This window comes from Xylophilus sp. (genome assembly GCA_009914555.1).
Lineage (GTDB): Bacteria > Pseudomonadota > Gammaproteobacteria > Burkholderiales > Burkholderiaceae_C > WNDY01.
Window position 1 is genome coordinate 17,767 of record WNDY01000026.1, and the last position, 22,210, is coordinate 39,976.

General features: G+C 71.1%; 20 protein-coding genes and 1 pseudogene. 11 read left to right on the plus strand and 10 right to left on the minus strand.

The genetic code is table 11. The features are described from left to right. Positions 1-96 precede the first annotated feature (96 nt). Both GAK38_RS12775 and GAK38_RS12780 read left to right on the plus strand, forming a co-directional pair. Entirely contained in the window at positions 97-1,068 is a 972-nt protein-coding gene (locus GAK38_RS12775; RefSeq protein WP_325344673.1) for an aliphatic sulfonate ABC transporter substrate-binding protein, read from the plus strand. Between the two features lie 16 nt (positions 1,069-1,084). Next, positions 1,085-2,266 carry an SfnB family sulfur acquisition oxidoreductase gene (locus GAK38_RS12780; RefSeq protein WP_325344675.1) on the plus strand — a complete coding sequence of 394 codons (1,182 nt, stop codon included), beginning with the start codon at positions 1,085-1,087 and terminating at the stop codon, positions 2,264-2,266. A 38-nt stretch (positions 2,267-2,304) separates the two neighbouring features. Here the strand turns inward: GAK38_RS12780 and GAK38_RS12785 are convergent, their stop codons facing one another. The 7 genes and pseudogenes from GAK38_RS12785 to GAK38_RS12815 all read right to left on the minus strand — a co-directional run bounded on the left by GAK38_RS12785 (position 2,305) and on the right by GAK38_RS12815 (position 8,743). Beyond that, complete coding sequence (locus GAK38_RS12785; RefSeq protein WP_325344748.1) at positions 2,305-2,556, minus strand: DUF3297 family protein; 252 nt, start codon at positions 2,554-2,556, stop codon at positions 2,305-2,307. An 80-nt stretch (positions 2,557-2,636) separates the two neighbouring features. Next, the gene (locus GAK38_RS12790) at positions 2,637-3,053 is read right to left on the minus strand and encodes a DUF4143 domain-containing protein (protein WP_325344750.1); all 417 of its coding nucleotides are present in this window, start codon (positions 3,051-3,053) and stop codon (positions 2,637-2,639) included. A gap of 13 nt (positions 3,054-3,066) precedes the next feature. Beyond that, positions 3,067-3,849 (minus strand): annotated as a pseudogene (locus tag GAK38_RS12795) (ATP-binding protein); the annotation flags it as partial. Between the two features lie 46 nt (positions 3,850-3,895). Continuing rightward, positions 3,896-4,873, minus strand: a complete 978-nt coding sequence (locus tag GAK38_RS12800; RefSeq protein WP_325344677.1) for a tripartite tricarboxylate transporter substrate binding protein — start codon at positions 4,871-4,873, stop codon at positions 3,896-3,898. A gap of 41 nt (positions 4,874-4,914) precedes the next feature. Continuing rightward, positions 4,915-5,898, minus strand: coding sequence for a Bug family tripartite tricarboxylate transporter substrate binding protein (locus tag GAK38_RS12805; RefSeq protein WP_325344679.1), 984 nt, complete (start codon positions 5,896-5,898; stop codon positions 4,915-4,917). A gap of 68 nt (positions 5,899-5,966) precedes the next feature. Next, positions 5,967-6,776 carry a 5-deoxy-glucuronate isomerase gene (gene iolB, locus GAK38_RS12810; RefSeq protein ID WP_325344680.1) on the minus strand — a complete coding sequence of 270 codons (810 nt, stop codon included), beginning with the start codon at positions 6,774-6,776 and terminating at the stop codon, positions 5,967-5,969. After that, on the minus strand, positions 6,773-8,743 hold the full coding sequence (locus tag GAK38_RS12815) for a bifunctional 5-dehydro-2-deoxygluconokinase/5-dehydro-2-deoxyphosphogluconate aldolase (protein WP_325344682.1): 1,971 nt from the start codon (positions 8,741-8,743) through the stop codon (positions 6,773-6,775). The genes iolB and GAK38_RS12815 overlap by 4 nt, the downstream gene beginning before the upstream one ends. A 62-nt stretch (positions 8,744-8,805) precedes the next feature. Between GAK38_RS12815 and GAK38_RS12820 the strand changes: the two genes are divergently transcribed. After that, positions 8,806-9,747, plus strand: a complete 942-nt coding sequence (locus tag GAK38_RS12820) for a MurR/RpiR family transcriptional regulator (protein WP_325344684.1) — start codon at positions 8,806-8,808, stop codon at positions 9,745-9,747. Here GAK38_RS12820 and GAK38_RS12825 read toward each other — a convergent pair. Then, a complete protein-coding gene (locus tag GAK38_RS12825; RefSeq protein WP_325344686.1) occupies positions 9,680-10,117 on the minus strand; it encodes a PACE efflux transporter in 438 nt (145 codons plus the stop codon). The genes GAK38_RS12820 and GAK38_RS12825 overlap by 68 nt on opposite strands. A gap of 105 nt (positions 10,118-10,222) precedes the next feature. Here GAK38_RS12825 and GAK38_RS12830 point away from each other — a divergent pair, with 105 nt between their 5' ends. Then, a complete protein-coding gene (locus GAK38_RS12830; RefSeq protein WP_325344687.1) occupies positions 10,223-11,131 on the plus strand; it encodes a LysR family transcriptional regulator in 909 nt (302 codons plus the stop codon). On the opposite strand, the gene GAK38_RS12835 is transcribed toward GAK38_RS12830, so the two are convergent. Beyond that, positions 11,109-12,182: a homocysteine S-methyltransferase family protein gene (locus GAK38_RS12835; RefSeq protein ID WP_325344689.1), complete on the minus strand. Its 1,074-nt coding sequence runs from the start codon at positions 12,180-12,182 to the stop codon at positions 11,109-11,111. The two genes, GAK38_RS12830 and GAK38_RS12835, sit on opposite strands and share 23 nt — an antisense overlap. A gap of 302 nt (positions 12,183-12,484) precedes the next feature. Here GAK38_RS12835 and GAK38_RS12840 point away from each other — a divergent pair, with 302 nt between their 5' ends. The 7 genes from GAK38_RS12840 (at position 12,485) to GAK38_RS12870 (ending at position 21,223) form a co-directional block, all read left to right on the plus strand. Further along, the gene (locus tag GAK38_RS12840) at positions 12,485-14,722 is read left to right on the plus strand and encodes an NADP-dependent isocitrate dehydrogenase (protein ID WP_325344691.1); all 2,238 of its coding nucleotides are present in this window, start codon (positions 12,485-12,487) and stop codon (positions 14,720-14,722) included. 706 nt (positions 14,723-15,428) lie between these two features. Then, on the plus strand, positions 15,429-15,929 hold the full coding sequence (locus tag GAK38_RS12845) for a YciE/YciF ferroxidase family protein (RefSeq protein ID WP_325344693.1): 501 nt from the start codon (positions 15,429-15,431) through the stop codon (positions 15,927-15,929). A gap of 289 nt (positions 15,930-16,218) precedes the next feature. Further along, entirely contained in the window at positions 16,219-17,280 is a 1,062-nt protein-coding gene (locus tag GAK38_RS12850; protein ID WP_325344694.1) for a sensor domain-containing diguanylate cyclase, read from the plus strand. Between the two features lie 331 nt (positions 17,281-17,611). Beyond that, positions 17,612-18,682, plus strand: a complete 1,071-nt coding sequence (locus tag GAK38_RS12855) for an MlaE family ABC transporter permease (protein WP_325344696.1) — start codon at positions 17,612-17,614, stop codon at positions 18,680-18,682. Then, a complete protein-coding gene (locus GAK38_RS12860) occupies positions 18,679-19,545 on the plus strand; it encodes an ABC transporter ATP-binding protein (RefSeq protein WP_325344697.1) in 867 nt (288 codons plus the stop codon). The genes GAK38_RS12855 and GAK38_RS12860 overlap by 4 nt, the downstream gene beginning before the upstream one ends. Continuing rightward, on the plus strand, positions 19,545-20,528 hold the full coding sequence (locus GAK38_RS12865; protein WP_325344699.1) for an MlaD family protein: 984 nt from the start codon (positions 19,545-19,547) through the stop codon (positions 20,526-20,528). Before GAK38_RS12860 ends, GAK38_RS12865 begins: the two co-directional genes overlap by 1 nt. A gap of 20 nt (positions 20,529-20,548) precedes the next feature. After that, entirely contained in the window at positions 20,549-21,223 is a 675-nt protein-coding gene (locus GAK38_RS12870) for an ABC-type transport auxiliary lipoprotein family protein (protein ID WP_325344700.1), read from the plus strand. On the opposite strand, the gene GAK38_RS12875 is transcribed toward GAK38_RS12870, so the two are convergent. Beyond that, positions 21,220-22,176 (minus strand): LysR substrate-binding domain-containing protein, encoded by a 957-nt coding sequence (locus GAK38_RS12875; protein WP_325344702.1) that lies wholly within the window; start codon positions 22,174-22,176, stop codon positions 21,220-21,222. The genes GAK38_RS12870 and GAK38_RS12875 overlap by 4 nt on opposite strands. Between the last annotated feature and the right edge of the window lie 34 nt (positions 22,177-22,210).

Sequence of the window (22,210 nt, forward strand, 5' to 3'; positions counted from 1 at the left end):
CCTGGCGCCTGCCTCATATGTTCAGCCGGTATTGATCGTTGGCAGCCCGCGGCGTTTGCCGGAGCATCTCCAGCCTTTTTTACCGGAGGCGGACAGATGAGCACTCGCAGACATTTCATGGGCCGGAGCGCGGCGGCGGCACTCGCGTGCGCGGCCCCCTGGGCCGTGCACGCCGCGCCGCAGAAGACGCTGCGCATCGGCTACCAGAAGTTCAACACTATCAACCTGCTCAAGGGCACGGGCCGGCTCGAAAAGGCGCTCGCACCGCTGGGCGTGGCCGTCAAGTGGGCGGAGTTCCCCTCCGCGCCGGCCACGTACGAGGCTCTGAACACCGGCAACATCGACATCGCGCACGCCGCCGACACCAACACCGTGTTCGCGCAGTCGTCGGGCATCCGCTTCGCCTACCTTGCCGTGGAGGTCCCCAACCCCAAGGGCCTCGCGATCCTCGCGCGCAAGGATTCGTCCATCCGGGATATCGCCGACCTGCGCGGCAAGACCTTCGTCACCGGCCGGGGCTGGACCCCGCAGTACCTGGCGCTGCGGGCGTTGGAGGAAAAGGGCCTGAGCTACGACGACATCAAGCCCGCCTACGTGTCGGTGGTGGCCGATGCGCGCCTGGCCTTCGAGTCGGGCCGGGCCGATGCCGTGGGGCTGTGGGAGCCGTTCCTCGCCGCGGCGGAGCTGTCGGGCGACGTGCACGTGCTGCGCGATGCGCAGAGGCTGGCGGCCAACCGCACGGTGTACGTCGGCAACCCGGACTACGCCGCATCGCAGGCAGAGGTACTGACCGTCTTCTTCGGCGAGCTGCAGCAGACGCAACAGTGGGCGCAGCAGCATCCCGAGGAGGTGGCGGCCCGGTTCGCGCCGCAGCTCGGCGTGGACGAGAAGATCCTGCTGCGGGCGTCGCAGCGGCGCAACTACGGCGTGGAACGCATCACGCCCCAGGTCATCGCGGAGCAGCAGAAGGTGGCCGACGCCTTCCACACGCTCAAGCTCATCCCCAAGCCCGTCGCCGTCAGCGAGGCCCGGTTCGCCGACGCGTCCCGCTTCCTGCGCGCCATCTGACGGCGGAGCGCGTCGCATGGCTGCACACCGCATCAAGGACGATGCCGAGGCGATCGCGGTCGCCACCTCGCTGGCTGCCCGCTTCGCCGAAGGCGCCGGCCGGCGCGACCGCGAGCGCGCCCTGCCGTTCGAGGGGGTCGAGGCGTTCTCCGCCAGCGGCCTGTGGGCCGTGACCGTGCCTCGCAGCCATGGCGGCGCCGAGGTCAGCAACGCCACGCTGGCGCGCATCGTCGCCCTGATCGCCGCGGCGGACCCCTCGCTCGCGCAGATTCCCCAGAGCCACTTCGTGCTGCTCGACGGCCTGCGGCTGATCGGATCGCAGGAGCAGAAGGTTTTCTTCTTCGGCGAGGTGCTGGCGGGCAAGCGCATCGGCAACGCCTTCTCCGAGACCGGGGGCAAGGACGTGCTGGACATCCGCGCCCGGCTGGAACACACGGCCGACGGCTGGTTCCTCACCGGCCGCAAGGCCTACGCTACCGGCGCGCTCTACGCTCACTGGGTGCCGGTGTCCGCCCGGGACGACGAGGGCAACGTGGTCTATGCCTATCTGCGCCGCGACGCGCCGGGCCTGACCGTGGTGGACGACTGGAACGGCCTGGGCCAGCGCACCACGGCCAGCGGCACGGTCATTGCCGACCGCGTGGCGGTGGAGCCGGGCCACATCCTCCGCCGCCACCTGGCGTTCGCCACGCCCAGCCTGGCGGGGCCGTTCTCGCAGCTGCTCCACGCGTCGATCGACCTGGGCATCGGGCGCGGCGCGTTCGACGCGGCCGTGCGCATCGTGCGGGAGGTGGCCCGCCCCTGGATCGACAGCGGACGCGACCGCGCGGCCGACGATCCGCATTCCATCGCCATCGTCGGCGACCTGCAGATTCGCCTGCATGCCGCCGAGGCCCTGGTGCAGCGAGCGGCCCGCTTCCTCGACGAGCACCGGCACGCGCCCACGGCGCAGCACGTCGCGGAGGCGTCGGTACGGGTGGCCGAGGCGCGCGTGCTGGCCGACGACATCGCCCTGCAGGCCAGCAACCGGCTCCTCGAGCTCGGCGGCACCCGCACGGCCCTGGCGTCGGCAGGCTACGACCGCCATTGGCGCGACGCGCGCACCCATACGCTGCACGACCCGGTGCGCTGGAAGCGCCACCACATCGGCAACCACACGCTCAACGGCACGCCGCTGCCGCTGCACGTGTGGGTCTGAACAGGGCGGCGGCGGTGCGCAAGGGCACGCCCCGCCCTTCAGCCCTTGTAGAAGACCTCGACCGTGCCCCTGAGCTTGATCAGCAGCGGGCGGCCCTTGCGATCCACCGTCTTGCCGGCCGGCACCTTGATCCAGCCTTCGCTGACGCAGTACTCCTCCACGTCGAAGCGCTCGCGGCCGTTGAAGCGGATGCCCACGTCGTGCGCGAACACCGCGGCCACGTGGTGCGGGCTGCGCGGGTCGATCGAGAGGCGGTCGGGCAGTGCGGGGCGGCTGGATGCGTCAGGCATGGAAGGAGCAGTTTCGAGAAAGGACAGCCGCCTATTGTCCCGCAAGCGCCCCATGGAGAGATATTCACATACTCCCGGACCTACCAGCCGAATGCAACTTTGGATAGAGCGCTGGAGAGGCATACTCCCTGGCTGCCGGCAAGCTCGGCCGCGATCTCCGCCAATGGCATGACCGTAATGCCGTGCGCCTGCGGAAAGCTGTCCTGCCCTGGATAGACGACGATGCGGCGGGCCGGCGCGAGATCTTCGCAGGCGGCATGGAAGCCACGTTCCACCTTGGGCGCCAGGCTGCGCTTGACCTCCACCGCCCACAATGCGCCCCCGGGCCAGGCCAGCAGCAGGTCGATCTCGGCCCCGCCGGAGGTGCGGTAGAAGAAGCCCTGCACGCCGGGCGGCGCGCAGCCCAGCAGCGTTTCGACGACGAAACCTTCCCAGCTCGCGCCAACCACCCGGGTGCGACAGCAACGCATCGTGGGTGCCGATGCCGAGCAGCGCATGCACCAAACCGCTGTCGCGGATGTAGACCTTGGGCGACTTCACCAGCCGCTTGCCGGTATTCGCATGCCAAGGCGGCAGGCGGCGCACCAGCAGCAGGTCGCACAGCAGGTCGATGTAGCCGTGCGCCGTCTTGGCGTCCACGCCGAGATTGCGCGCGAGCTGCGCCACGTTGAGCAGGCCGCCCTGGTGATGGGCCAGCATGGTCCAGAAGCGGCGCAGCGTCTCGGCCGCGATGCGCGGGCCAAACTGCGGCACGTCGCGTTCGAGATAGGTGCGGATGAAGTTCTCGCTCCAGCGCAGGCTGCGCGCATCGTCCGGCGCCGTGAAGCTGTCGGGAAAGCCGCCGCGCAGCCACAGCGCGTCGGCGGTGCCGGTGCCGGTCTCCAGCACGTCGAGCGGCGCCAGTTCCAGGCAGGCGATGCGGCCGGCCAGCGTTTCGCCCGGCTGCTGCAGCAGATCGAGCGAGGCCGAGCCCAGCAGCAGGTAGTTGCCGGCGCGCCGGCCGCTGCGGCGGGCCTGGTCGATCAGGCCGCGCAGCACCGGGAACAGGCCGGGAGCGCGGTGCACCTCGTCGAGGATGACCAGCCGGTCCAGGTGCTGGGCCAGATAGAGTTCCGGCTCGGCCAGCCGGGCGCGGTCGCGCTCGGATTCCAGGTCCAGGTACAGGCTTTCGCCCTGCGGCGCGATCGCATGCGCCAACGTCGTCTTGCCAACCTGGCGCGGGCCGAGCAGCGCCACCGCAGGTGCGTGGCGCAGTTCTTCCTGGAGGATCGGCGTCAGCCGGCGATCAAGCATCCTTGCAATTCCGGAGTCTCACTCCAGGATTTCCAAGGATGAAAGCTCAGGCCTTGATGCCGAGCTTCTCCACGAGCTGCTTGAACGTGGCGTTGTCGCGGTCGATCACCGCCTTGAACGCGTCCTGGTCGAGGTAGCCCTCGCCCATGTTCTGCTTGGCCAGGGTCTCGCGCAGCGCGGGCTCCTTGAGCGTTTTGGCCATCGCGGTGCGCAGCGTGGCGACGATCTCCGGCGGCGTGCCCTTGGGCGCCGCCAGGCCGCGCCAGCCGCCGATCACGAGGTCGATGCCGCGCTCCCGCAGCGTGGGCACGTTCTCCCAGCCGGCCCGGATGCGCTGCTCGCCCATGACGGCCAGCGGGCGGATCTTGCCGGCGGCCACGTAGGTGGCGACTTCGACCGGCGTGACCGCCACGGCCTCGATGTGGCCGCCGAGCAGGTCGAGCACCGCCGGGTTGGCGCCGCGGTAGGGCGCGTGGTTGAACTTCACGCCGGTCCTGTCCTCCAGCGCCGCGGCCGCGAGGTGGCCGAGCGAGCCGGGGCCGGCGTTGCCCACGCGCACGCCGCCCGCGTCCTTGCGCGCGGCGGCCAGCAGGTCTTCGAGCGTGCGGTAGGGCGCGTCGGCGCGCACCGCGATCGTGGCCGGGTCGGCGTTGAGCCGGGCGATCGGCGTCACCGCGTCGGCGGTGATCTTGGTGAGCCCCATGTGCGGGATCATCGTGAGCTCCACCGTGATGATCGCGAGCTTGTAGCCGTCGGGCTTCGCGTTGGCGAGTTCGGTCCAGCCGAGCGCGCCGCTCGCGCCGGCCTTGTTGAGCACGATCAGGTCCTGCGGGAAATGCTTGCGCGCCTGCTCGGCCAGCGCACGGGCGAGCACGTCGGTGCCGCCGCCCGCGGCGAACGGCACGATGAGCTCGACGGGGCGGTTCGGATAGCCGTTGCTCTGGGCGGCGGCCGGCAGCGCGGCGGCGGCCGCCAGGGAGGCGAGCGAGGTGCAGAACGCACGGCGTTGCAGGTCGAAGGTCATGGTTCGGAAGTCTCCCGGAGGTTGAAATGGAATCGGAACCGTCAGTCCAGCCGGATGTTGGCGGCCTTGATCACGCCGCTCCAGAGCTTCTGCTCGCTGGCGACGAAGGCGCTGAACTCCTGCGGCGTGAAGAGCATCGGCTGGATGCCGATCTCTTCGAGCTTGGCGCGCACGGCTGGGTCGCGCAGCGCGGTGCCCAGGTCCCTGTTGAGCCGGGCGACCACCGGCGCGGGCAGGTTCGCCGGCCCGACGAGGCCCTGCCACGCATAGGCCTCGAAGCCGGGCACGCCGGCTTCGGCTATCGTGGGCACGTCGGGCAGGATCGCAAGGCGCTGCGGCGTCGCCACGGCCAGCACGCGAACCTTGCCGGCGCGGATGGCCGAGAGGCTTGGCGGCAGGTCCACGAACATCGACTGCACCTGCCCGGCCATGAGGTCCTGCAGCGCCGGGGCCGAGCCCTTGTAGGCCACGTGCAGGATGTCGGTGCGGGTGCGCTGCTTGAACAGCTCCAGCGCCACGTGCAGCGGCGAGCCGGGGCCCGACGAGGCCGACGAGACGCCGCCCGGCTCCTTGCGCGCGAGCGCGAGGAACTCCTGCACGTTCTTCGCCGGAAACGACGGATGCACCGCCAGCACGAGCGGCATGCGCCCGAGGCCGCCGATGAGGCTGAAGTCCTTCCGGGCGTCGTAGGTGAGGCTCGAATACATCGCCGGGTTGAAGGCCAGCGTGCCCGAATCGGCCGTGCCCACGGTGGTGCCGTCGGCCGGCGCGCGGGCGATGAAGGTGGCGCCGATGATGCTGGCCGCGCCGGGCTTGTTGTCCACGATGACCGGCTGGCCCAGTTCCTGGCCCATGCGCACGGCGAGGTGGCGCGCGATCACGTCGGTGGTGCCGCCGGGCGCGTAGGGCACGACCCATTTGACGGGCTGGCTCGGCCAGGCCGGCTGGGCCTGCGCGCCAGCGGTGGCGCCGGCCGCGAGCGCGGCGGCCAGCAGGCGAAGGAGGGTGCGTTTGTGCAGCAGCATGGTCTTGTCTCCGGTTGCGGTGGTGGAAAGCGGTGCGCCTTCTGCGGGCGCTCGATGGGCCAGAGGCGCTAGCGCGGCGCCAGCATCCATTCGTGGGCCGGGTCGTTGCGGAACGCCCAGCGGCGCTCGGGCCCGGCCATGGTGTTGAGGTAGTACAGGTCGTAGCCGTGCGGCGCCACGCAGGGGTGGTAGCCGCGCGGCACCAGCACCGTGTCGCGGTGCTCCACGGCCAGGGCCTCGTCGATGCTGCGGTCGTCGGTGTAGACGCGCTGGAAGGCGAAGCCCTGCGCCGGGTTGAGCAGGTGGTAGTAGGTCTCTTCAAGCACCGTTTCGGCCTCGGGATGGGCCGCGTCGGCGCTGTCGTGCTTGTGCGGCGGGTAGCTCGACGCATTGCCGGCGGGCGTGACGACTTCGACCACGAGCAGCGATTCGGCCGGCGCGGTCTCGGGCAGGATGTCGCAGACGTGGCGCGTGTTGCTGCCCTGGCCGCGCACGCTGCGGCGCATCTGCGCCGGGTCGATCGCGCGCGCCGGCAGCCGGCCGGTGGCGGGCGCGGTGCTCAGGCCCAGTTCGGCCGCGCCGTGGGCCGCGACGATGCGCACCGCCTGCCCCGGCGGCACGTAGACCGCGCCGGGCGCGCGCTCCTCGAACGCCGAGGCGCGGTTGCCGACGGCGGTGAAGCGCCGGGCGCCCACCTGCACGTCGACCGCGCCGGCCAGCACGGTGATACAGAGTTCGCGCGCGCCGGTGCCGAAGGCTTCCTCGTCGCCCGGGGCGAGCCGCAGGGCCTTGAAGCCGACGTGCGTCCAGCCGGCCGATGCGGGCGTGATGTCGGCCACCACGCGGCCATGGCGCGCGGCCTTGACGAGCAGGCTCATGCCACGGCTCCTTCGGGGGTATATACCGACTGCGCCCGGCTGGCGCGCCAGCCGGCGACCAACTCCCGGAAGTTTGCGGCGATCTGCGCCTGCAGCGCCGCGTCGTTGATGCGCCCCTGCAGCCAGGCGAGCGCCGGCTGCGCCCAGACGCTGCGGCCGATCATGAAACCCTTGACCAGCGGCACCTGCGCTTCGGCGAACGACGCGACCAGCTGCGGCAGCGGCTGCGACAGGCCGAGGATGACGGCGCCGCGGCAGTACGGGTCGCGCTCGTTCACCAGCGTGTCGAGCGAGCGCCACTGCGCGGCGGCCATCGCGCCGACCTTCCACCATTCGGGCTTCAGGCCGATGTCGTAGAAGTGGCGGATCGCGGCGACGACCGCCTCGCCGCGATCGCCGGGCGCGAGCGCCTCCTTGGGCGGGATCACTTCGAGCAGCAGCTCGTGGCCGCTGGCGCGCGTCGCTTCCCAGACCTGCAGGAGCCACGCGTCCTGCTCGGCGCGCAGCGCCGCGGCGTCGTCGGGGTGGTAGAAGACGAGGCACTTGACCGTGTGCTCGCGCGGCCAGTGGCGCAGTTCGGAGGCCAGCGACGCGGTGCCGTCGAAGCGCAGCGGGCGCGAGCCCGGCCGCTCCACCGGCCGGCCGATCCACCAGCCGCGGCCGGTGGCGTCGTGCAGCGCCGTTTCGCCCAGGGACGGCCGGCCGTCGATCAGCACGCCGATGCGGCCCTGGTTGCCGGCGTCGCGCTCCACGTCGGCGACCACGCCGTTGATCAGGCGCTTGAGCGCGGGCAGGCGCGATGCCTCGGCGCCGGCCTCGCGCGCCAGGTCGTCGAACTGGCTGCGGTGGTCGTAGGCCAGCACGCAGAGCTCGGGCCACTCGGCACGTTTGGCGCTCACCCGGTGCAGGTGCGACAGCACCGGGTCCTGGTCGGGCCGCGGATGGCGGTGGCCGCTGAACCAGTGGTCCAGCTCGGCCGGTGTGGGCATGGCCGGCGCGCAGCCGTGGCGCGAGACGACGATGGCGCCGCAGGCGTTGGCGATGGCCGCCGATTCGGTGAGCGTCCTGCCGCGCAGCAGCCCCGCGAGCAGGCCCGAGGCGAAGGCGTCGCCCGCGCCGAGCACGTTGAGCACCTCCACGCGCTCGCCGAGCACCGTGGGCGCGTCGTCGATCGCATCCGGCACCACGCCTTCGACGATGGAGCAGCCCAGCGGCCCGCGCTTGACGACGAACACGGCCTGCGTGTGCCCGCGGGCGCGGCGCAGGCTCGCGATCAGGTCGCCCTCCACGCCGCCGGCGATCAGCCATTCCTCCTCGGTGCCGATGATGAGTTCGAACTGGCCGATCTGCGCCTGCAGGTGGCGCGTGACCGTGTCGCTGGCGAGGTAGCGCGTCTCGCCGTCGCCGCGCGAGGTCAGGCCCCAGAGCACCGGGCGGTAGTCGATGTCGAGCACGCGCACTAGGCCGTGGCGCCCGGCGATCTCCAGCGTACGGCGGCTCGCGGCCAGCGTGCCGGCCGTGCTCAGGTGGGTGCCGGTGACGACGAGGCTGCGGCACTGCGCGAGAAAGCCCTCGTCGATCGCGGCGGCGTCGAGCGCCATGTCGGCGCAGTTCTCGCGGGCGAACAGCAGCGGGAAGGTGTGCTGGTCCTTGATGCCCAGCAGCACCATGCCGGTCAGGCGCTCGGGGTCGATCTGCACCTGGCTGGTGTCGCAGCCCTCGCGCTGGAGCGTCTTCAGCAGGAAGCGGCCGTTCTGCTCGTTGCCCACGCGCGAGACCATGGCCGAGCGCAGCCCGAGCCGCGCGGTGCCGAAGGCGATGTTGGCCGAGGAGCCGCCGAGGTACTTGGCAAAGCTCGTCGCGTCCTCCAGGCTGCAGCCGAACTGCTCCGCATACAGGTCCACGGCCAGGCGGCCGAGGCAGGCCACGTCGAAGCGGCGGTCTCCGGGAAAATGCAGCGTGCTCATGGTCTCCTTCGGTCGTTCGCGCTGCGGATGATAGCCGACAATAGAAAATATTTTCTAAAAATATGACTCTTAGAAAAACCCAGCCAACCACTCCCTTTGCCGACGCGGCCGCCTTCCTCGCCGCGGTGCGCGCGGGCTTCGCGCCGCTGAGCCGGCAGCTCAAGGCCATCGCCCGCCATGTGGAGCAGCACGGCGAGCGGCTCGCCATCGAAGGCGTGCAGGCCACGGCCGCGCAGTGCGGCGTGCAGCCGTCGGCGGTGGTGCGCTTCGCCAAGCACTTCGGCTTCTCGGGCTACAGCGAGATGCAGGCGCTGTTCCGCGCCGGCGCGGTGCGCCAGCTCTCGCCCAACCGCGACTACCAGGACCGCATCCGCGAGCTGATCGTGCCCGGCGGCCCGGCGCTGGCCGGCACGCGGCTGGCGCACGAGGTGATCCAGGGCAGCATCGACAGCCTGCAGGCCTTGCAGCGCAGCCTGCCCGATGCGCCGTTCGACGCGGCGGTCGATCTGATGCTCGCGGCGCCGGCGCTCTGGCTCGCGGCCTCGCGGCGGGCCTTTCCGGTCGGCGCCTACCTGGCCTATGCGCTGCAGCACACGGCCCGGCCGGTGCACTGGCTGCATGGCCTGGGCGCGATGCACAAGGGCGAGCTGCGCGCGCTGCAGCCGGGCGATGTGATGCTGGCCGTGTCGTTCGAGCCCTATGCGGCCGAGACGCTGGAGCTGGTGGACGATGCGCTCGCACGCGGCGCGCGGCTGGTCGCGCTGACCGACAGCCAGCTGAGCCCGCTGGCCGCGCGCGCCGATGCGACGCTGCTCGCGCAGGACGGCGCGACCTTCGGCTTTCGCTCGCTCACGAGCACGCTGTGCCTCGCGCAGTCGCTGTTTCTCGCGCTGGCCTACCGCATGGAGCTCGCCTACGAGCCCCGCCCGGCGCCCGCTACCGCGCCGCCGCCGGCCCCGCCGCCGAGCGCGGCAGCCCGAACACGGCGTCGAAGGCCCAGTTGAAGACGAAGGTGTAGACCAGAAAGAACACCACGAGCCCGAGGTCGGTCAGCAGCGCCTGCCACAGGCCGATGCCGAGCCACCAAGCGATCACCGGCACCAGGAAGAAGATCAGCCCGCCCTCGAAGCCGATCGCATGGGCGACGCGCCGCCGCAGGCTGCGCCCGCGCACCGCCTGGCGGGCCTCCCAGCGCTCGAACAGCGCGTTGAACACCAGGTTCCAGACGACGGCGATGGCCGACGCCATGACCGACAGCGCACCCGCATGGGCCAGCCCCTGGACCGCGAACGCGGCCAGCGCGAAGCTGGTGACGATGATGGCGATGCCTTCGTAGAGCGTGACATAGACGACGCGGCGCAACGGGCCTTGCATGCGGAACTCCTGGACAGACGGGCGACAGACGAGCCGAGACTGTATGTGTGTGTCGCTGACATATAAAGTCAGCTTCTTTCAATTGGATTGAAAGAGGCGCCGGCCATGGCCTTCGACTCCGACAGCGTGCAGGTCTTCCTCGCCGTGATCGACAGCGGCTCGTTCTCGGCCGCCGCGCGCCGGCTCGGCCGCGTGCCCTCGGCCGTCAGCATGGCCATCGCCCAGCTGGAGGCCGCGCTGGACCTGCCGCTGTTTGACCGCAGCGGCCGCGAGCCGCGTCCCACGGCGGCTGCCCGCGCGCTGGAGCCGCAGGCCCGGCTGCTGGCCGCCCAGCTCGGCGCGCTCAATGTGCATGCGCAGGCGCTGCGCCAGGGGCTGGAGCCGCGGCTGACGATCGCGATCGCGCCCGAGCTGATCACCGCCCGCTGGATCGCGCCCCTGCAGGCCGTCGCGGCTGAACACCCGGCGCTGGAAGTCGAGATCCTGGCTTGGCCCCAGGCCGACGCGCTGCGGCTGCTGCACAAGGGCTATGCCCAGCTGGCCCTGGTGTTCGAGCGCCCGAGCATGGACGGCCGCGAGGCCTTCGAGGAAGTGGGCCGCGAGCGGCTGACCATGTATGCCGCGCCGCAGCACCCGTTCGTGGCCGACGGCGGCCCCGCCGGCGGCCTGCGCGAGGCCCACCTGGTCGCCACGCGGCAGATCGTGGTGGCGGCGCGCGACGCCCGGGTGCTCGACCCGCGCTTCGTCTTCGGCCGCCAGCACTGGCGCACCGACAGCCCGGTCGCCGCGCTGGGCCTGCTGACCGCCGGCCTCGGCTGGGGCTGGCTGCCGCGCAGCTTCGCCGCGCCCCACGTGGCGGCCGGTACGCTGCGCGAGCTGCGCCTGGCCAACCTCACAAACGGGCTGGACCTGTGGGTGGACGTTGTCTGGTCGAAGGAGCGCCCGCTCGGGCGGGCAGGGCAGGCGTTCGTCGCGCGGATCGCCGAGCTGGCTACGCCGCAGCCAGCGCCGTGAACAGCCCGCGCCCCACGCCGCGTGGCGCTTCGCCGCGCACGGCCTGGCCGATCGCGCCGATGTGCTCCGGCGTGGTGCCGCAGCAGCCGCCGACGATGTTGACCAGCCCCTCGGCCGCGAACTCGTGCAGCAGCCGGCTCGTGACCTCGGGCGTCTCGTCGAAGCCGGTGTCGCGCATCGGGTTGGGCAGGCCGGCATTGGGATAGCAGCTGATGAAGGTGTCGGGCGCGGCCTTGTGCAGCTCCTGGATGTAGGGTCGCATCAGGGTGGCACCGAGCGCGCAGTTCAGGCCGACGGCCAGCGGCTGGGCATGGCGCACGCTGTGCCAGAAGGCGGTGACCGTCTGGCCGCTGAGGATGCGGCCCGAGGCATCGGTCACCGTGCCGCTGATGAGGATCGGCAGCCGCTCGCCGCTGGCCTCGAACCATTCGTCGATCGCGAACAGCGCGGCCTTGGCGTTGAGCGTGTCGAAGATGGTCTCGACCAGCAGCACGTCGGCGCCGCCCTCGGCCAGGGCCTTGGTCTGGTCGTAGTAGGCGGCGCGCAGAGCCTCGAAATCGACGTTGCGCGCGCCGGGGTCGTTCACGTCGGGGCTGATGCTCGCGGTCTTGGGCGTCGGGCCCAGGGCGCCGGCGACGAAGCGGGGCTTGTCGGGCGTGCTGAACTTGTCGCAGGCGGCGCGCGCGAGCTTGGCCGAGGCGAGGTTCATCTCGTAGGCCAGGTCGGCCATGCCGTAGTCCTCCTGCGCGATCGTGGTCGCGCCGAAGGTGTTGGTCTCGATCAGGTCGGCGCCGGCGGCGAGGTAGCCCTCGTGGATGTCGCGGATCACGTCGGGCCAGGTGATCGACAGCAGCTCGTTGTTGCCCTTGACGTCGCGCGGGAAGTCCTTGAACCGGGCATAGGCTTCGGCCGGGCCGCCCTCGCCGCGGTACTGCGCCTCGGTGAGCCTGAAGCGCTGGATCATCGTGCCCATCGCGCCGTCGAGGATGGCGATGCGCCGCGCCAGGATGGCGGGCAGTTCGGCGGCGCGGGTGTAGGCGGGCGTAGGCATTCTGCGATTGTAAAAAGCCGCAGCGCGTCGGGTGCGCACGCGGGCATGCGGCAAGCCGCCGCGCGGACGTTGCGCCATCGCCCGCATGCTAGATATTAAAGCGGGTAGTATGGCTTCACAGTGTATCAATGTCAAGCGCTATGGTGTATTACAGGCGGGGGTATTTGGTTTGCCAGCCGCATTCGCTCCAAGGCCCCGGCCGCGGGAAAACACCCCATCGGCAAGGTTGGGCATGCGCTGCCTTCAGAAAGCGCGAAAATCGGTAGGTAAACCTCCTTCCCATCCTCTGAAAAAGCACGCGCATGAGCACAACGCAACCGACCATCATCTACACGCTGACCGACGAAGCGCCGGCGCTGGCGACCGCCGCCTTCCTGCCCGTCGTGCGCACCTTCGCGGCACCGGCCGGCGTGAACGTGGAGACCAGCGACATCTCGGTGGCCGCCCGCATCCTGGGCCAGTTCCCCGAGCGCCTGACCGAGGCCCAGCGCGTGCCGGACACCCTGGCCGAACTCGGCAAGCTCACGCTCCAGCCCGAGGCCAACATCATCAAGCTGCCGAACATCAGCGCATCGGTGTCGCAGCTGCAGGCCGCCATCAAGGAACTCCAGGGCAAGGGCTACGCGATCCCCGACTTCCCCGAGAACCCGAAGACGGACGAAGAGAAGGACATCCGCGCCCGCTACAACAAGGTGATCGGCAGCGCGGTGAATCCGGTCCTGCGCGAAGGCAACTCCGACCGCCGTGCGCCCAGGGCCGTCAAGGAATACGCCCGCAAGAACCCCCACAGCATGGCCGAGTGGAGCCAGGCCTCGCGTTCGCACGTCTCGCACATGCACCACGGCGACTTCTACCATGGCGAGAAATCGCTCACGCTCGACAAGGCGCGCGACGTGAAGATGGAGCTGGTCGGCAAGAGTGGCAAGACCACCGTGCTCAAGCCCAAGGTGTCGCTCAGGGACGGCGAGATCATCGACTCCATGTTCATGAGCAAGAAGGCCCTGCTGGCCTTCTACGAAGAGCAGATCGAAGACGCGCACAAGACCGGCGTGATGTTCTCGCTGCACGTCAAGGCCACGATGATGAAGGTCTCGCACCCCATCGTGTTCGGCCACGCCGTGCGCATCTTCTACAAAGACGCCTTCGCCAAGCACGCGGCGCTGTTCGACGAGCTCGGCGTCAACGTCAACAACGGCATGGTCGACCTGTACAACAAGATCGCCACGCTGCCGCAGAGCAAGCAGGACGAGATCAAGCGCGACCTGCACGCCTGCCACGAGCACCGCCCCGAACTCGCGATGGTCGATTCGGCCAAGGGCATCACCAACTTCCATTCGCCCAACGACATCATCGTCGATGCCTCGATGCCCGCGATGATCAGGAACGGCGGCAAGATGTGGGGCGCCGACGGCCGCCTGAAGGACGTCAAGGCCGTGATGCCCGAATCGACCTTCGCCCGCATCTACCAGGAGATCATCAACTTCTGCAAGTGGCACGGCGCGTTCGACCCGAAGACCATGGGCACCGTGCCCAACGTCGGCCTCATGGCCCAGCAGGCCGAGGAGTACGGCTCGCACGACAAGACCTTCGAGATCGCCGAGGACGGCGTGGCCAACATCGTGGACCTTGCCACCGGCGAGGTGCTGCTGTCGCAGAACGTCGAGCAGGGCGACATCTGGCGCATGTGCCAGGTCAAGGACGCCGCGATCCAGGACTGGGTCAAGCTTGCCGTCACCCGCGCGCGCCAGTCCAACACGCCGGCCGTGTTCTGGCTCGATCCGTACCGCCCGCACGAAAACGAGGTCATCAAGAAGGTCAAGAAGTACCTCAAGGACCACGACACGACCGGCCTGGACATCCAGATCATGAGCCAGGTGCGCGCAATGCGCTACACGCTGGAGCGCGTGATCCGCGGCCTGGACACCATCTCGGTGACCGGCAACATCCTGCGCGACTACCTGACCGACCTGTTCCCCATCATGGAGCTGGGCACCTCGGCCAAGATGCTCTCGATCGTGCCGCTGATGGCCGGCGGCGGCCTCTACGAGACCGGCGCCGGCGGCTCGGCGCCGAAGCACGTGCAGCAGCTGGTGGAGGAGAACCACCTGCGCTGGGACTCGCTCGGCGAATTCCTGGCGCTGGCCGTGAGCCTCGAGGAGCTCGGCATCAAGAACGGCAACGCCCGCGCCAAGCTGCTGGCCAGGACGCTCGACGCCGCCACCGGGCGGCTGCTGGACAACAACAAGAGCCCGTCGCCCAAGACCGGCCAGCTCGACAACCGTGGCAGCCAGTTCTACCTGGCGCTGTACTGGGCACAGGAACTGGCCGCCCAGACCGAGGACGCCGAACTGGCGGCGAAGTTCGCGCCGCTGGCCAAGACGCTGGCCGACAACGAGCAGAAGATCGTGGGCGAACTGGCCGATGTGCAGGGCAAGCCGGCTGACATCGGCGGCTACTACCAGCCCGACGCCGCCAAGCTCGCAGCCGTGATGCGCCCCAGCGCCACGTTCAACGCCGCGCTGGCCGCCGTCACGGCCTGAGCAGTCCCGCCGGCCACCGGGCCGGCGCCTTAAGAAAACACCACGCCTGCTGCCCGGCACGCGTGGTGTTTTTTCGCGTGTGCGGCTGTCATGGCCATGGCGGACCACTCCATACCGCGCGGGTATTCTGCGAGATGCATCCGATATTGGACGCCTGCCCGGGGCCGGTGTGACCATCCCGCCGCCGCTTGCGCTCGGCACCCGCCGATGCGGCGCGGATCCATCACACAGGAGAAAGACATCCCATGACAGCGATTCCATCGCCGTGCGGCAGGTATCGCCGCGCGCGCCCTCCCGCTCCAGCCCGTTGCGGCGCCCGCCACCGCCCGGCTTCTACGTGCTGGAGTACGTGACCATCTACTCGGCCAGCAAGGTGCGCGACGGCGCGGGCCACGTGGCGCCAGTTGCGGATTCGACCCCGACGCCAAGGCCGCGGCCACGCGCTTCGTCTGGTCGCCCACGTGATGAGTGAGCCGCTGGTGGGATCTGCACACCCGGGCCGGCGGTGCCTCGCAGGGCAAGACCGGCGTGGGCAACAGTGGCTGCTGGCTGGCGGTTGCAAGGGAGCCGGGAACGGGGAATTGTCCTACAGCCCGGTCAGCCGATGGTGGGCGCCCGGCGCCGGTGCCCCTGGTTGGAATCGTAGGCCGGCTGCGCCCCGCGCGGGCGCAGCCGCTCATCCTCAATACCAACCCTGGAGCAACCGATGGCCAAACGCAAGACCCTCGAAGACGTTTTCGTGCACCTGCTGTCCGACATCTACAGCGCGGAGAAGCAGCTCACCCGTGCGCTGCCCAAGCTCGCCCGGGCCTCGACCTCGCCCGAGCTGGAACAGGCCTTCACCACCCACCTGGAGGAGACCCAGGGCCAGATCGAGCGCATCGACCAGGTCGTCGAGGCCACCGGCCTGCGGCTCAAGCGCATGAAGTGCGCGGCGATGGAAGGCCTGATCGAGGAGGGCCAGGAAGTCATCGACGAGATCGACAAGGGGCCCGTGCTCGACGTGGCCCTGATCGCCGCGGCGCAGAAGGTCGAGCACTACGAGATCGCCAGCTACGGCACGCTGATCGCGGTGGGCAAGCAGCTGGGCTTCAAGCTGCCGGCGCTGCAGCCGCTACTCGACACCTTCGAAGAGGAAAAGCGCACGGACGAGAAGCTGAGCGCGCTGGCGAAGGCCGATGTGAACCCGACGGCCGCCGCCGGCTGACCGGCGGCGGATTCCCAGGGCCGCTTCGGCGGAAACGCCGTGGCGCCTTCGGCCGCGGTCACGTTCGCGTGGCGCAGGCGTTGGGCACGTCCACCGCTGCTGACGCGGCCCTGCACTGGCGCGGTGCCGAGGAGGGAAAGCGCCTGCGCGCCGCCGCGCCCTCCGCCAGGCCCATGAGGCCGCCGCCCCCTGCAGAAGGGGTGAAACCCCGAGCCGGGCAGCCGAAACGGATTGCTACACTTGTCGGTTTTCAGCCGCCTCCGGGCCCCTCCACCCACCCGATCTGCCGGTGACGACCGACCCGACCCTGCCCGCCAGCGGCCGGGAGCGCCTGCTCCAGGCCGCGCTCGACATCGCGAGCGATGCCATCCTCACGCTGCACCCGCCCGCAGACGGGAGCCGCGGCGGCTGGACGGTGGCTGCGGTCAACGCGCAGTTCGCCCGCCTGGGCGGTGCGGCCGGCAGCGCAGGGCTTGAAGGACTGCCGGTGCAGGCAGCCCTGCCGCTGTGGCCCGCGCTCGGCCTGGATGCCTGGGCGCACGCCGCAGCCCGGTCCGTGCATGGCGAGCAGAAGGACGTGGCCCTGCCGGGCGCCGACGGCCAGCAGCGCTGGTACGCGGCCTATGCCGGCCCGGCCGAAGGCGGCGGCTGCGTGCTGCGGCTGGCCGACATCACCACCGTGCGGCAGACCGAAGAGAGCCTGCGTGCCGACACGCGCCGTCTGCAGCAGGACAACGCGCAGCTGCGCCAGCTGGCCTGGATGGACGGGCTCACCGGCCTGGCCAACCGCCGCGCGCTCGACACCATCCTCGATCGCGAGATCGCCCGCGCGCGCCGCCGCGGCGAGCCGCTGGCCGTGGTGATGTGCGACATCGACCATTTCAAGGCCTTCAACGACTTCTACGGCCACCTGGCCGGCGACGACTGCATCCGCGAGGTCGCCCGCGTGCTGGCCGCCACCTCGGCCCGCGCCACCGACGTCGTCGCCCGCTATGGCGGCGAGGAATTCGCGCTGGTGCTGTCGAACACCGACGCGGTCGGCGCGCTGGATCTGGTGCGCCGGGTGCAGGACGCGCTGCATGCGCGCGCGCTGTCGGACGCCACCTCGCCCAACGGCAAGCTGCTGACGCTGAGTTTCGGCCTGGCGGCCTTCGTGGCGGCGCTGGACGCCGATGGCGCGGCGCTGGTGGGACGGGCCGACGCGGCGCTCTATCGCGCCAAGCACCTGGGGCGCAACCGCGTGGCCACGCATGCGGCCAATCCGCTGCCGGGCATCCCCGACAGCAGTGCGCCGCTGCCGCCATCGGCCGTGGCGCCGCGGTCGGCCGTGTCGTTGCGCATTTCCAGCTGATTGGATTGCCGCCAGGGCTGCCGGCGGAGTTCACCGCAGCCGGCTTCCAGCAGCGGCACGCCATGCCCTCCAGCGCATCGCGGTGCGCGCCGGGCACCTGGCGCGCGCGTGGGGAGAGGCCAGCGGGAGCGCCCCCCGGGGCGCAAAATTATAGGCAGCACCTCGCAGTGCTTGTGACGAATGGCGAGCAGACGGTCACGGCGGGTTCTACCCGGGTAGGATGTGGCTCCTTCTCCTGTTGCCGCACGCCTTGCCACCGCCGTCGCCGCCATCGCCCGCCCAGAACACCCGCCCGGATGTCGTCCGCCGCAGCGAAGCGGCCCGCACGCGGATGGAGCTGCAAGGCGCCTGGGATGCCGCCTCGCTGGCGGGCCACTGGCGGCGCCTCGCACGCACGCTCGGGGAGGCCGGCGCCGATGCCGCCTGGGACTTCGAATCCGTCACCCGCTTCGACCACCTCGGCGCCCAGCTGCTCTGGGACCGCTGGGGCCGCGACTGGCCGCGCGACGTGGCGCTGACCGATGCGCAGCGCAGCATCCTCGAGCGGCTGGAGAAGCTGGGCGGCGAGGCGCCGAAGCCGCAGCGCGAGCGCGCCGGCGCCTGGTGCGCGCACCGCATCGACCGGCTCGGCGTGCTGGTGCTGCACGCGGTGGACCATGGCCGCGCGCTGGTCGCGCTGATCGGCCAGCTCGCACTGGACATCGGCCGCTTCGCCCGCGCGCCGCGCGAGGCGCCGTGGCGCGACATCTCCGGCCACCTCTACAGCATGGGCGCGACGGCACTGCCGATCACCGCCATGGTGGGCGCGCTGATCGGCGTGGTGCTGGCCTACCTGATGTCGATGCAGCTGCGCCAGTTCGGCGCGGAGTCGTTCATCGTCAACATCCTCGGAATCTCGCTGATCCGAGAACTGGGACCGCTGCTCGGCGCGATCCTCGTGGCGGGCCGCTCGGGCTCGGCCATCACGGCGCAGATCGGCGTGATGCGGGTGACCGACGAACTCGACGCGATGAGCGTCATGGGCATATCGCACGGCTTCCGGCTCGTGATGCCGCGCGCCATCGCGCTGGCCATCGCCATGCCGCTGGTCAGCGTCTGGACCACGCTGTGCGCGCTGGTGGGCGGCATGGCCGCGGCCGACATCGCGATGAACATCACGCCGGCCTACTTCTTCCAGGCGCTGCCGAACGCGGTGCAGATCTCCAACCTGTGGCTCGCGCTGGGCAAATCGGCCGTGTTCGGCGTGCTGATCGCGCTGATCGGCTGCCACTGGGGCCTGCGCGTGGAGCCCAACACCCAGAGCCTGGGGCAGGGCACGACGGCCTCGGTCGTCACCTCCATCACTGTGGTCATCCTGGTGGATGCGCTGTTCGCCGTGGCCTTCAAGAGCATTGGCATATGAACGCTGCCGTCCTGCCGCCGCCATCCCCGCGGGCCGCCGGCGAACCGGCGGTCGAGATCCACGGCCTGTGGACCGTGTTCGGCAGCGGCGCCAAGTCCTTCGCCGTGCACGAGGACCTGGACCTGACCATTGAGCGCGGCGAGGTGCTCACGCTCGTCGGCGGCTCCGGCACCGGCAAGACCGTGCTGCTGCGCCAGATGCTCGGTTTGCAGACGCCCACCCGCGGCACCGTCACCGTGCTGGGCGAGCCGGCCGCACGGCTTGGCCGCAAGGGCGCGGCCGCGCGCGTGGGCATGCTGTTCCAGCAGGGCGCGCTGTTCTCGGCCTTCAGCGTGCTCGACAACATCGCCTTCCCGCTGCGCGAGCTGCATGCGCTGCCCGACGAGCTGATCCGCGAGACCGCGCTGCTCAAGCTGCGTATGGTGGGGCTCAAGGCCGAGGTGGCCGACCGCATGCCGGCCGACCTGTCGGGCGGCATGATCAAGCGGGTGGCCCTGGCCCGCGCGATCGCCATGGACCCGCCCCTGCTGATGCTCGACGAGTCCACGGCCGGGCTCGATCCCCAGGGCTCCGACGAGTTCTGCGACCTGCTGCGCGAAGTGCACCGGGAGCTGGGCCTGACCGTCGTCATGGTCACCCACGACCTCGACACGCTGTTCGCGCTGTCCACCCGCGTGGCGGTGCTGGCCGAGAAGAAGGTGATCGTCACCGGGCCGCCCGCCGAGGTCGTCGAGTTCGACCATCCCTTCATCCGCACCTTCTTCCTGGGCGAGCGCGGCCGCCGCGCGCTGGCGCCGCTGCAGGACGAAGGCACGCCGCCGCCGGCCAAGGCGCCGGCGCTCCCCTCCCGCGAGGCCTCCTGATGGAAAACAAGTCCCACGCGCTGGCCGCCGGCGCCTTCGTCATCGCCGTGGCGGCGCTGCTTGTCGCGCTGTCGTTCTGGCTCACGCGCGACAGCCGCAGCTACAAGCGCTACGAGCTCTCCACCAAGGACGGCATCACCGGCCTGCAGCCGCAGGCGGCGGTGCGCTACAAGGGCGTGGCCGTGGGCAAGGTGCAGTCCATCGGCTTCGACCCGCAGGCCGCCTCCAACGTGCTGATCCGCATCGCCGTGGACGACCATGCGCCAGTCACGCCCAAGACCTTCGCCACGCTCAATGACCAGGGCGTGACCGGGCTGGCCTACGTGCTGCTCGACGACGCGGCCGAGCCGCTGCCGCCGGTGCCCTCCGGCGCCAGCGGCCTGCCGCGGCTGCCGCTGCGCACCTCGCAGCTCGGCAAGCTGACCGAGCAGGCGCCGCTGATCCTGGCCCAGATCAAGGAGGCCACCGAGCGCATCAACACGCTGCTGGGCGACGACAACCAGAAGACGCTGGTCGGCGCCATCGCCAACATCGGCCGCGCGGCCGACAGCATCGCCACCCTCAGCGCCCGCATCGACGCCACCGTGTCCCAGCGCGTCGACCCGGCGCTGGCCACGCTGCCGCAGATCGCCGCCGACGTGAGCCGCACGCTCGGCACGGTGCAGACCGCCGCGGCCGATGTCGGCGGCATGTCGCGCGAGATCGCCACCACCGCCCGCCGCCTGAACGAGAAGGACGGCGCGCTCGACCGCCTGGCCCAGGGCACGCAGGCGCTGGCCCATGCGGCCGACGCCTTCGGCGCCGCCACGCTGCCGCGCGTCAACCGCGTGACCGACGACGCCTCGCGCGCCGCGCGCCAGCTGAGCCGCACCGTCAACGGCATCAACGACAACCCGCAGTCGCTGATCTTCGGCAACGGCGCCGCCGTGCCCGGCCCCGGCGAGCCCGGCTTCGCCGCCCCTGCCCGCACTGCGGCGCACTGACTGACTTTCGGAGACTGCCCGTGTCCACCCCTGCTGCCCTGCCCCTCCTGATCCGCCGCGCCGTGCTGCTGGCGGCGACCGGTTCCGTGCTGCTGGCCGGCTGCGCCTCGGTGCTGCCCGACAAGCCGGCCCGCCCCACGCTCTACGACTTCGGCCCCGGCGCCAGCGCGCCCCGGCCCGCCGCCGACGGCACCGCGCAGCTGCCGCCGATTGCACTGGCGGAGGTACAGCCCGCCGGCGCGCTCGACGGAAGCACGGCGCTGTGGTACCGCCTGGGGTATACCGATGCGCGCCAGCTGCGTCCCTACAGCCAGGCGCGCTGGAGCACGCCGCCGGCCCAGCTCGTGGGCCAGCAGCTCGCGGCCGAGCTGGGCCGGCGCCGGCCGGTGCTCGTGGCCGGCGAGAGCGCCGCGCTGGTGCGCACCGAAGGCCGCCTGCCGCTGGTGCTTCGCACCAACCTGGAGGAGTTCAGCCACGTCTTCAGCAGTCCGACCGACAGCGCCGGGCTGATCCGCCTGCGCGTGACGCTGGTGGACGACACTCCAGCCGGCGAGCGCCTGCTCGGCCAGCGCCAGGTCGTCGTGCAGCGCCCCGCGCCCAGCGCCGACGCGGCCGGCGGCGTGCAGGCGCTGGTCGAGGCCACGCAGGCGGCCGTGCGCGAGATCGCCGACTGGGTCGAGCAAAGCGGCCGCTAGCCGCGGCGCCATGGCGCGCAGGCCGTCCGCAGCGCATCGGCGAAGAGGGCCTGCTCCGCATACTTCGCGCCTTCGGCCCGCTGGAACAGTGTGATCGGCGGCAGCGTCCAGCCGAAGCGGTGCGGCACGATGCCGACGCCGGCGATGCGGGCCAGTTCCTCGGCGATGTCCGCCGGCACGATGGAGACCGCCCGTTCGCCGGCCGCGACCAGCTCGCCGACCAGCCGGGTCGAGAGGCTTGCCACGAAGGGCTGCGGCGGCGCCACGCCGGCGCGCAGGAAGAAGTCGGTGATTTGCTCTCGCATCGGCGTGCCGCGCGCGCCCAGCACCCAGTCCAGGCCCGCGAGCTCGGCCCAGGCCAGCGGCCGGCGCGCCAGCCGCGCGGCCAGGCGGCGGTGGGCGATCAGCCGCGGCTCCTGCGCATAGAGCACCTCGTGCACCAGCCCGCCCATGTCGAGCACGGCCGAGATGCGGCCCACCACGCAGTCGAGCCTGTGCGTGCGCAGGCGGTCGAGCAGATGGTCGCTGGTGCCTTCGTGCAGCGTCACGTCGACCGGCAGCCCGCCCGAGCGGGTGGCGCCGATGGCCGCGGCCAGCAGCCGTCCGGGCAGGAAGGGGATCACGCCGACGTGCAGGTGCGCGGCCCGGCCGGCGCCCACGGCTTCGATGTCGCGGGCCCAGTGGTCCAGGTCCTCCAGCATGGCTTCGGCCCGCACGATCGCCGCCGCACCCAGGGCCGTGGGCGCCATGCCGCGGGGCGAGCGGACGAACAGCGGCGCGCCGAACAGCGATTCCAGCTCCGCCAGCGCCTGCGTCACTGCCGGCTGGCTGGTGGACATGCGCTCGGCCACGCGGGTGAGCGAGCCGTGCGTGCGGATCAGCCGCAGCAGCACCAGGTGCCGCATGCGCAGGCGCGCGGCCAGCCGAAGGGCGAGGCCGTCAGCGGTGGCCATGGAGGAGGCATAAGTGGGATGGCATGAGGTGATA

Excerpts from the sequence above, each read along its gene's own strand:
- GAK38_RS12775 (WP_325344673.1), top strand. The coding sequence starts at position 97 with ATGAGCACTCGCAGACATTTCATGGGCCGGAGCGCGGCGGCGGCACTC.
- GAK38_RS12780 (WP_325344675.1), top strand. The coding sequence starts at position 1,085 with ATGGCTGCACACCGCATCAAGGACGATGCCGAGGCGATCGCGGTCGCC.
- GAK38_RS12785 (WP_325344748.1), bottom strand. The coding sequence starts at position 2,556 with ATGCCTGACGCATCCAGCCGCCCCGCACTGCCCGACCGCCTCTCGATC.
- GAK38_RS12790 (WP_325344750.1), bottom strand. The coding sequence starts at position 3,053 with ATGCGCTGCTCGGCATCGGCACCCACGATGCGTTGCTGTCGCACCCGG.
- GAK38_RS12800 (WP_325344677.1), bottom strand. The coding sequence starts at position 4,873 with ATGACCTTCGACCTGCAACGCCGTGCGTTCTGCACCTCGCTCGCCTCC.
- GAK38_RS12805 (WP_325344679.1), bottom strand. The coding sequence starts at position 5,898 with ATGCTGCTGCACAAACGCACCCTCCTTCGCCTGCTGGCCGCCGCGCTC.
- iolB (WP_325344680.1), bottom strand. The coding sequence starts at position 6,776 with ATGAGCCTGCTCGTCAAGGCCGCGCGCCATGGCCGCGTGGTGGCCGAC.
- GAK38_RS12815 (WP_325344682.1), bottom strand. The coding sequence starts at position 8,743 with ATGAGCACGCTGCATTTTCCCGGAGACCGCCGCTTCGACGTGGCCTGC.
- GAK38_RS12820 (WP_325344684.1), top strand. The coding sequence starts at position 8,806 with ATGACTCTTAGAAAAACCCAGCCAACCACTCCCTTTGCCGACGCGGCC.
- GAK38_RS12825 (WP_325344686.1), bottom strand. The coding sequence starts at position 10,117 with ATGCAAGGCCCGTTGCGCCGCGTCGTCTATGTCACGCTCTACGAAGGC.
- GAK38_RS12830 (WP_325344687.1), top strand. The coding sequence starts at position 10,223 with ATGGCCTTCGACTCCGACAGCGTGCAGGTCTTCCTCGCCGTGATCGAC.
- GAK38_RS12835 (WP_325344689.1), bottom strand. The coding sequence starts at position 12,182 with ATGCCTACGCCCGCCTACACCCGCGCCGCCGAACTGCCCGCCATCCTG.
- GAK38_RS12840 (WP_325344691.1), top strand. The coding sequence starts at position 12,485 with ATGAGCACAACGCAACCGACCATCATCTACACGCTGACCGACGAAGCG.
- GAK38_RS12845 (WP_325344693.1), top strand. The coding sequence starts at position 15,429 with ATGGCCAAACGCAAGACCCTCGAAGACGTTTTCGTGCACCTGCTGTCC.
- GAK38_RS12855 (WP_325344696.1), top strand. The coding sequence starts at position 17,612 with ATGGAGCTGCAAGGCGCCTGGGATGCCGCCTCGCTGGCGGGCCACTGG.
- GAK38_RS12860 (WP_325344697.1), top strand. The coding sequence starts at position 18,679 with ATGAACGCTGCCGTCCTGCCGCCGCCATCCCCGCGGGCCGCCGGCGAA.
- GAK38_RS12865 (WP_325344699.1), top strand. The coding sequence starts at position 19,545 with ATGGAAAACAAGTCCCACGCGCTGGCCGCCGGCGCCTTCGTCATCGCC.
- GAK38_RS12875 (WP_325344702.1), bottom strand. The coding sequence starts at position 22,176 with ATGGCCACCGCTGACGGCCTCGCCCTTCGGCTGGCCGCGCGCCTGCGC.